The organism is Photorhabdus temperata, assembly GCF_025384845.1.
Taxonomy (GTDB): Bacteria; Pseudomonadota; Gammaproteobacteria; order Enterobacterales; family Enterobacteriaceae; genus Photorhabdus; species Photorhabdus temperata.
Genome location: NZ_JAJAFX010000095.1, coordinates 1 through 7,684, shown reverse-complemented (window position 1 = coordinate 7,684; position 7,684 = coordinate 1). Strand labels below are relative to the sequence as shown.

The 7,684-nt window shown below is 43.9% G+C and carries 10 protein-coding genes and 3 pseudogenes; 9 read left to right on the top strand and 4 right to left on the bottom strand.

Annotated features, from left to right (window positions below; all coding sequences use genetic code 11):
* Both LGZ99_RS22715 and LGZ99_RS22710 read left to right on the top strand, forming a co-directional pair.
* Nucleotides 1-738: nucleotidyl transferase AbiEii/AbiGii toxin family protein (locus LGZ99_RS22715; protein ID WP_262979664.1), on the top strand; the 738-nt coding region annotated here is incomplete at its 5' end.
* Nucleotides 732-1,400: a PP2C family protein-serine/threonine phosphatase gene (locus LGZ99_RS22710; RefSeq protein WP_036838467.1), complete on the top strand. Its 669-nt coding sequence runs from the start codon at nt 732-734 to the stop codon at nt 1,398-1,400. The genes LGZ99_RS22715 and LGZ99_RS22710, both read left to right, overlap by 7 nt.
* A gap of 39 nt (nt 1,401-1,439) precedes the next feature.
* Here LGZ99_RS22710 and LGZ99_RS22705 read toward each other — a convergent pair whose 3' ends face one another.
* Nucleotides 1,440-1,952 carry a PDDEXK nuclease domain-containing protein gene (locus LGZ99_RS22705; protein ID WP_315903522.1) on the bottom strand — a complete coding sequence of 171 codons (513 nt, stop codon included), beginning with the start codon at nt 1,950-1,952 and terminating at the stop codon, nt 1,440-1,442.
* A 311-nt stretch (nt 1,953-2,263) separates the two neighbouring features.
* On the opposite strand from LGZ99_RS22705, the gene LGZ99_RS22700 reads away from it, so the two are divergent.
* From LGZ99_RS22700 to LGZ99_RS22690, 3 genes are all read left to right on the top strand, one after another.
* Nucleotides 2,264-3,286 carry a DNA-processing protein DprA gene (locus LGZ99_RS22700; protein WP_262979663.1) on the top strand — a complete coding sequence of 341 codons (1,023 nt, stop codon included), beginning with the start codon at nt 2,264-2,266 and terminating at the stop codon, nt 3,284-3,286.
* A 462-nt stretch (nt 3,287-3,748) separates the two neighbouring features.
* On the top strand, nt 3,749-4,099 hold the full coding sequence (locus tag LGZ99_RS22695) for a type II toxin-antitoxin system RelE/ParE family toxin (RefSeq protein ID WP_262979662.1): 351 nt from the start codon (nt 3,749-3,751) through the stop codon (nt 4,097-4,099).
* Nucleotides 4,100-4,101: 2 nt separating this feature from the next.
* A complete protein-coding gene (locus LGZ99_RS22690) occupies nt 4,102-4,401 on the top strand; it encodes a helix-turn-helix domain-containing protein (protein ID WP_058588837.1) in 300 nt (99 codons plus the stop codon).
* A 76-nt stretch (nt 4,402-4,477) separates the two neighbouring features.
* Here the strand turns inward: LGZ99_RS22690 and LGZ99_RS25060 are convergent.
* Both LGZ99_RS25060 and LGZ99_RS22675 read right to left on the bottom strand, forming a co-directional pair.
* Nucleotides 4,478-4,978 (bottom strand): annotated as a pseudogene (locus LGZ99_RS25060) (transposase); the annotation flags it as partial.
* A gap of 97 nt (nt 4,979-5,075) precedes the next feature.
* Nucleotides 5,076-5,732: an IS1595 family transposase gene (locus LGZ99_RS22675; RefSeq protein ID WP_262979661.1), complete on the bottom strand. Its 657-nt coding sequence runs from the start codon at nt 5,730-5,732 to the stop codon at nt 5,076-5,078.
* 195 nt (nt 5,733-5,927) lie between these two features.
* Here LGZ99_RS22675 and LGZ99_RS22670 point away from each other — a divergent pair, with 195 nt between their 5' ends.
* From LGZ99_RS22670 to LGZ99_RS22655, 4 genes and pseudogenes are all read left to right on the top strand, one after another.
* Complete coding sequence (locus tag LGZ99_RS22670; protein ID WP_262979660.1) at nt 5,928-6,254, top strand: integrative conjugative element protein, RAQPRD family; 327 nt, start codon at nt 5,928-5,930, stop codon at nt 6,252-6,254.
* Complete coding sequence (locus tag LGZ99_RS22665; protein WP_011145430.1) at nt 6,251-6,487, top strand: TIGR03758 family integrating conjugative element protein; 237 nt, start codon at nt 6,251-6,253, stop codon at nt 6,485-6,487. The genes LGZ99_RS22670 and LGZ99_RS22665 overlap by 4 nt, the downstream gene beginning before the upstream one ends.
* Nucleotides 6,488-6,526: 39 nt before the next feature.
* A pseudogene (locus LGZ99_RS22660) lies at nt 6,527-6,915 on the top strand (TIGR03745 family integrating conjugative element membrane protein).
* A gap of 19 nt (nt 6,916-6,934) precedes the next feature.
* Complete coding sequence (locus LGZ99_RS22655) at nt 6,935-7,300, top strand: TIGR03750 family conjugal transfer protein (RefSeq protein WP_262979659.1); 366 nt, start codon at nt 6,935-6,937, stop codon at nt 7,298-7,300.
* A 221-nt stretch (nt 7,301-7,521) separates the two neighbouring features.
* Here LGZ99_RS22655 and LGZ99_RS22650 read toward each other — a convergent pair.
* A pseudogene (locus tag LGZ99_RS22650) lies at nt 7,522-7,684 on the bottom strand (IS110 family transposase); the annotation flags it as partial.

Sequence of the window (7,684 nt, the reverse complement as noted above, 5' to 3'; positions counted from 1 at the left end):
ATCCGTTATCAAAGTAGCCGTTTTACTGAGGATATTGATTTTTCTACGGCAATGAAGTTGGCTGATATTGACCAGGAAGAGTTTCTCGCAGAGCTCAATGAATCACTGCTTATCGTTTCCGGAGAGCTTCCCTATCAGGTCACCTGTGCGGTTCAAACCGTTGTGATTCAACCCAAAAACCAATATGAGAAAGCTACGTTCCCCTCGTTCAACTTAAAAATTGGATACGCCAGAAACACAAGTCGCGGGGAAATGAAACGGCTACGTGAAAAACAGTGTCCTAACACGATTAAGATTGATTACAGCCTGAATGAAGACAGTTTGCATGTTGATCACATCACCTTGACGGATGAGAATGAAATCTGTGCCTACAGCCTTACCGACCTTATTGCAGAAAAAATCCGTTCTATCATCCAACAAGTACCGCGCAACCGCTCTCGCCGACAAGACATTTATGATTTGAACTATTTATTTAACAACGTTGAACTTGACGAAGTTGAAATGTTGTCGATATTAACTTCATTACTACACAAATCGGTCGGTCGCCTTGAACCAGGCGTCGTGAACCCTGCAACATTAGATCGTGCAGATATCAAACAACATTCCGAGCGTGAGTATCAAACGTTGACTGCTGAGATCGAAGGGATGTTGCCAGACTTCGACACGGCCTATGAGCGGATCAGGCTATTTTATCGTGCGTTACCTTGGGAGCATACCACAGGATGGGAGATATGCTGACTAAGTGTTTAGCACTGAGCGACAAAGGGAATAGGAGAGAGCAACTGGATCGTTTCTTTTATTTCCGTACTGACACACATTCAGTATCAATCATGATAGACGGTTTCAGTTATTGCGGAAGTTTCCCCCATTATGTTGACTATCTTGGTGAGCAGTTTGCAACTATTCAGTATGCCCGACTGGACAGTGATAGCATCTGCTATGAAATCAACCGCATTCTCAATGCGCGTGACGGTTATCCTGGTAAGGCAAGTATTGCCATTATCGTTTCCGATCAAGAGTATTATCGCTATATGTCGCTTGGTGATACTCGCATTTACTGGCCTTCAATGCAGAAGCGTACTGTTGACCATACGCTGGCCCAACGGTGTGTTGAACGGGGAAAATCCCCTGCTGAGACATTAAGAACGCATCCGCTGAGAAACCGCGTCACGCAATTTGTGTCAAAAGACAGTACTCATCATTTCTGCTATAAGATCGACAGACGTATTCCTGGCGAGGTAATAATTATGTGTACAGATGGGTTCTGGTGTCAGTACGATGATAAGGCACTCTATCTGTTAGATTCAGAAGAGGCAATTGAACACGCTTTTTGTGAGGTATTGTCTAAAAGTCACAAGTTGCATGATAACCTTTCTACAGCCTTTCTGCGCGATAGGTAACATATTGCAGAAAGATGGCCTCTAATATGAGGCCAACGGCTATAACATTTCCTCAGCAGTATATTGGTTACTATAATGACTGAGTTCTGCTTTCAGCTCCTCGATGCTTGGTAAGCTGGATTTTAAGTCCTCTGGCAATGTACAGGTTAACTCGTAATCCGAAACGCCAATTGGTTTTAGAATACCGCGTAAGGCATATTCGGCCAGTATCTGGTCTTTGGTCTGGTATAAAATCAAACCTATGGTGGGCTGATCAGTGGAATGCCGCAGCTTCTCATCGACCACGGAGCAATGGAAGTTTATCTTACCGGCATGTTCAGGCTTGAACTCTCCTCGTTTCAGCGCGATCGCAACAAAAGCCCTCGAAGTCAGATGATAAAAAAACAGGTCAAGGTAATAATCTTGTTCGCTTACGGTAATACGATATTGTCGCTTCATAAAAGTAAAGCCCTCGCTGAGTTCGAAGCAGGAGTTTTTCAAGGTGTTTGAGAAGCTCCGTTTCCAGCTCACATTCTTTAAAGGGTTCTGATAGGGCGAGGAAATCAAAAACATAGGGATCTTTCAGGGGCTGCTGTATCAGCTCCGATTAAGATACGGGTAACCGGTTCTTGAAGTTGCTGACAGCCGAGCCTTGCCGGGCATAGGCATTGCTTTTGATGATATGAAGCAGGGAGTCTCGGCTCTATGTATCTGGGTCTGTTCTGCATACCAGAATCACTCGGTTTGATCCTTTATCCTCTCAATCAGCAGAATGTTGTGACCCCACGGCAATTGTGCCACAGGTTGTGGCACAATTGCCGATACGGGCTTTCCGGAACCTTGTTGCTCTATTCGTGGCAAGGCGTGCTCCCGGTAGAGCGTAGTTGGTAGTAAAAAGAAAAAATAATGGCATTTACTCAGTTAACCATTTAGCCTGTTTTTGTATTGCCTTTTCGGCAGTTACTGTAGTAGGTGTTCTTAGTAACCTTTTATTCCATGAATTGGGAACGGATAAAATGTTGCAACTTGATTTTGGATCTTCAGATTCTTTCGAACGAGCGATATCTCCATTTGAGGAGATGGCGGCATATGAAGCGTTGTGGACTGAGCAGGGCGCTACATTTAAAACTATTGCTAATAAATTTCGGCAAGCACCTAATGGTACGATACCATCTGAACTCGTCCCCGAAGAAAAAAGAGAGTCTGTCAAAAAGTCACTGAAATATATTCTTAATAAATATTCTGTGGAGCATTTAGGTATTAGAGTGCACGGAGCTAGCGAATATCCTGATAAATTGAGAGATGCTCGTTACCCAATAGAATTGTTTTATTATCAAGGTTGGTGGGATTTAGTGAATACTCGGTGTGTGGCTGTCGTCGGTTCACGAAAGATATCTGATGAAGGTCGCCGTAGAACAAGAAAGCTAGTTAAATGTCTTGTGAATGATGGGCTTACTATCATTTCTGGCTTGGCTGAGGGAGTCGATACGGTTGCTCATACGACTGCGTTGGAGTTGGGAGGTAACACAATAGCGGTTATTGGTACTCCGTTGTCTCATATTTACCCAAGACAGAATAGTGAGCTCCAAAAGGCAATTAGAGAAAGTTATTTGCTAATTAGCCAAGTACCATTTAAACGTTATATTGAGCAAGATTACCGTAGTAATCGTCGGTTTTTCCCTGAGCGCAATGTGACTATGTCAGCATTATCTGAAGCGACTATTATCGTTGAGGCATCGGATACCTCAGGAACGATGACGCAAGCTAGAGCGGCTTTGAATCAAGGTAGAAAATTATTTATATTAGAATCTTGTTTCAAGAATACTTCAATTAGCTGGCCGACAAAATATGAAGCGTTAGGGGCTATAAGGGTTAAAGACTATGAGGATATTAGGGAACATCTGTGACTTACCGTCTTGCAAAAATTGATGAATTGAGTCGTAGAGATCACTACTATCTTGCAGAGGACGACATTTGTTAATTTTATTGTTACTTTTATGGGGAATATACAGCCAGAAAAGGTTCTGCTTGCAGTGAAATGAATAGGTTAATAATAAATCTAAAAAAGAGTGTATTACAGAGAGCTGAAGAGCATTATAAACATAAGCAGCAGGCAATAAATAGAATAGCTGAAATGTTGTCTCATATCAGCACCCTTCAACGTTTGACTTTTGTTCCAGTACCTCCATCAAAGTGCAAAACTGACATTAGTTAATTTCAACTTTGCTTAAGAAGAGCGAGTTCAGAACCCCGTAAATTCAAACTCGGTCTTTTCGGTTGAAAAAAGAATATAAAATCGAGCCGCTATGGTTGAAATTATAGTGAATACGTTATATTCTTGATTATAACAAATAGGCTATGGAGTCGATATGTGGGAAGTCATAACGACAAAGTGTTTTGATGAGTGGTTCCTGGCTCAGGAAGATGCTCTAAGGGAGTCAGTCTATGAAGCTATGGGGGTATTGGAAAAGTTCGGCCCAAAACTTGGCAGACCATATGTTGATACATTGAGTGGTTCTGATTTCCCCAATATGAAGGAACTGCGTGTACAACATGCTGGTAATCCTATCAGAGCGTTTTTTGCGTTTGATCCTACCCGCTGCGCAATTATTTTGTGTGCTGGCGATAAAACGGGATTAAATGAGAAACGTTTCTATAAGGATATGATTCGGCTGGCTGATTCCGAGTACCGTAAACATCTTGCGAAACTGGAGAAATAATCATGGCTACTTACAGAGAACTGTTGGCTAAAGAAAGTCCTGAAATGCAGGCACGAGTCGCGGAACGGGTTGAAGAAGCCAGTATCCAGATCGCCCTTAGCCAATTGCGTGATGAGCTAAAAATTTCACAAACAGAATTGGCCGCTGTTATGGGGGTCAAACAGCCTTCCGTTGCTCGAATGGAACAAGCTGACAATGATCCAAGGCTATCAACACTTAAGCGCTATGTGAAAGCATTAGGCGGCGAATTAAGTCTTGATGTGACACTTCCAACGGGTAAGCGCGTAGCTTTCCATCTTTAAGGGAGAAAGTCCGCAGAGCGGGCTTTCTTCAGATTATTGACAAGGTGTTGTTTTTTTATCCGGTACTTTGTTTTAATTAACCTCGGTTTCGTTTAAAAATAGCGATATCACAATCCCGTAAATTCAAGCTTGATTTTTTAGGTTGGAATGTATAAGCAATTAGGCCAGCGACGATTTCCAATAAAAAACCGAGCTGACTGCGGTGTCTTGAATGCGCTATCTGAGAAATATTTTTGAGCTGATCCATGACCGTTTCTATCAAAAATTGCCTTCTTAACATCAGTTTATCCCAGAGAGATAATGCTTTTGCCTTCATACTATTACGGTGAGTGATTAACGTTATTCCTTCTGCTTTCAGCTCATCGCACAAGGTCTGTGATCAATACCCTTTATCGTCCATCCTGTTAATCCTTGTACCCGCGCTTTGATGGGATGGCAATCATCCTAATTTCCTGAGATCAACTTAACCGCCAAAAGTTTGCCACAATCATTGATAATCAGATGAAGTTTAAAGTTATAAAACGCCCGTACTCGTTTTCATTTGCTGTGAGACGCTCTCAAATACTTGATGACGGGGAAACGGAGGTGTAGCTGACCAATCCGGGAAAATCAGCCTTAAGATAGTGTTTTACATGTTCAATATAAAAAATGTTTGGGGCTGCCCTAGATCGCGATTATATTCTTCCTTTAACTATTTGTTTTAGAATGTGTAATTGGTCTTTTACACCCGGTGTATTAAACCTCCACTCATATTCCTTAAGAAAGAGCTCAAAATGCTCCTTTGGTATGCCATTAAATCTACGCAAATGACGTTTGGCCTGGTTCCAAAAATTCTCTATTCCATTGATATGATTTTGACTATTTTTAGCGTCTACACACTCTGTACTATGGTTGATTCGATAGTGTTTAAAATCGGATATATCTAACACATCATAGCGGGCAAAATTGTCTGTGTAGACCAGGCTGTCAGGCTTAATCTTGGCAGTGATTATCGGCATTAAGGTATCAGATTTAGCGTTAGGTATTAGGCGGGTGTAAACCTTGTCACCTCGCTTGAGAAGCCCAAAAACAGGGACTTTCCCCGAGGAGCCTCGTCTGCGTTTTCCCTTACGTTTACCGCCGAAATAGCTTTCGTCTATCTCGACTTCACCGTCAAACATAGAATATTCATCGACATAACCTGCGATAAGGACTCTGAGGCGGTGAAAATAGTAAGCCGAAGTCGTTTTGTTGACACCGACTAACTTTGCCGCAGTGCGAGCTGTAGCCCCGGCAACGAAGAACCCATGAAGACGTTTTTGCTTGTATTGGCTAATCCGACTTTTTCTCATCTGGATATCCTAGATCAAATAACTTATCTAGGACAGCCCCTTAAGTTAAATACAAAGTGGAATCCCGCCCTGGTTTCAACCTTAAATTCAAGTACCCAAAATTTTCAAAATCAGATAAACAATTATTCACTGTAATCGTTACTCTTTTTCGTCACTCTGTTGATGTATATATCTACGCAGATTTAGGGTAATGCTATGGTTTATTTCCGTTTATTTTCCCATAGTCTTTTTGTCCTGACGATACTAATGAGTTGGCCTGTGCTGGCCGGGGAAAAAGATGAGCTGGCCACCACACTCAGACAGCTTGACCAGGTGCAGGCCAGTTTGGAACGTGCCCGGGTTTTGGCCGTTCAGGAGGGTCAGGCAGACCGTTTTTATTTTGATTATCTACGTGCTAACCGGGACCTCAATATTGTCCGTGAAGGCATTAACCGCTATCTGACCCCCTCCCGTGCCCAACCCGGGATTTCTGCGGCTGTGCTGGATGTGACCGGTCAATATCGTCAGGAGCGAATACGGTGAACGAGGTACAACGCAATGCATTCAGGGCCGCTTCCGGCAATCTCGATCCCCATGTGATGCAATTTCTCTGTATTGGTTTACTGATAGCGGTGCTGTTTCTCTGGGCAGCATGGGGAATGGTGGACGTCTGGCAGGGCTGGGCCAATGAAAAGGTCCGTGAAGCGGCGATGAACCGTTTTGTCATTCGTGTGGCGTTGTTGCTGGTGATGGCTATCTGGATGTTTGCCAGCTAATCGGTTTTTTAACCTGTAATGGAAAAAAGGGAAAAGGAAATGGATCTGTTAAACCGGGGATGTCAGTCACTGTTCCGCCTGTTTGTCCGTATCAATACCTGTGTAGTGTCACTCAGTGTGCTGGCTTATCTGGTTTGTCAACCCGTGACAGCGGCATTGCCAACGGTTGAACCGCCTTCCAGCGGGAGTGGCGGCGGCATTTTTAATACCGTCAAAGGGTACTTGCAGGACGGCATAGTAATAGGCGGGCTGGTCGTTGCTGCGATCGCATTTATCAATGTGGCGACAGCGGCAATCCATACTTTTTCTGAAGTTCGCAGTGACAGAGCTCTTCCTGGACTAAATTTGGCGCAATTGTGGTGGTTGGCGTGGTGCTGTTAGTGGCGGTTATCTGGCTGCTGGGCAAATCGACTTCCATTCTCTTTTAACCCCAAGGGAAGTGTCAGTATGGTTCAGACTATTCGTTTTTTACCTGATCGTCTTAACGCCGAACCTGTCGTGTTCCGGGGATTTACTACCCCAGAGCTGGGCTGGACGGCATTAACGGGACTGATAGCTGGCACGGTCATTGGCTTGTTACTGGCACCGGTAACGGGTCGGGTGATGATACCGACGGTGGCCCTGATTGCGCCGTTATTATTGATTGCCTTTGGCGGCAAATACCTGGCCCGGATGAAACGCGGTAAACCGGCGCATTATCTCTATCGACGGCTGGAGGTTAAAAAGCGGGGCTGGGGTTTGGGTGACCCGTCACTGATTATCGAGAGCATAAAAAATCTATGGTCACCCTCGTTTTTGCAACACTCATTTTGATGAATTTTGGGCTTGCTTAAATCTATCCGGCGTCACTATAGGCAAGGAACCTGCGCCTCGATGAGTTCCGCGCCTGATGAACCTTAAAAGTGTGCCGGCTTCAAGGAGCCAATTTTTATGCCAGGTTTCTCATCAGGCCGGTAGGCCGTTCATGTCATCAATTATCAGTCTTCGCAAAACCAGTGGGGTAATCGTTAAATAGATTCACAATGACGTCAGTTTCAGGCAACAAATACCGTGTGTTGTGTCGTAATAGCCCAGGCTATCCGGGCGAGTTTATTCGCCAACGCACAGGCCACGATATTAGAATGCTTTCGTTCAAGTTGCTGCTTAACCCAGTCAGCCAGTTTGCCCTTTCTATGCTCGATATGCAGTATGAACGTT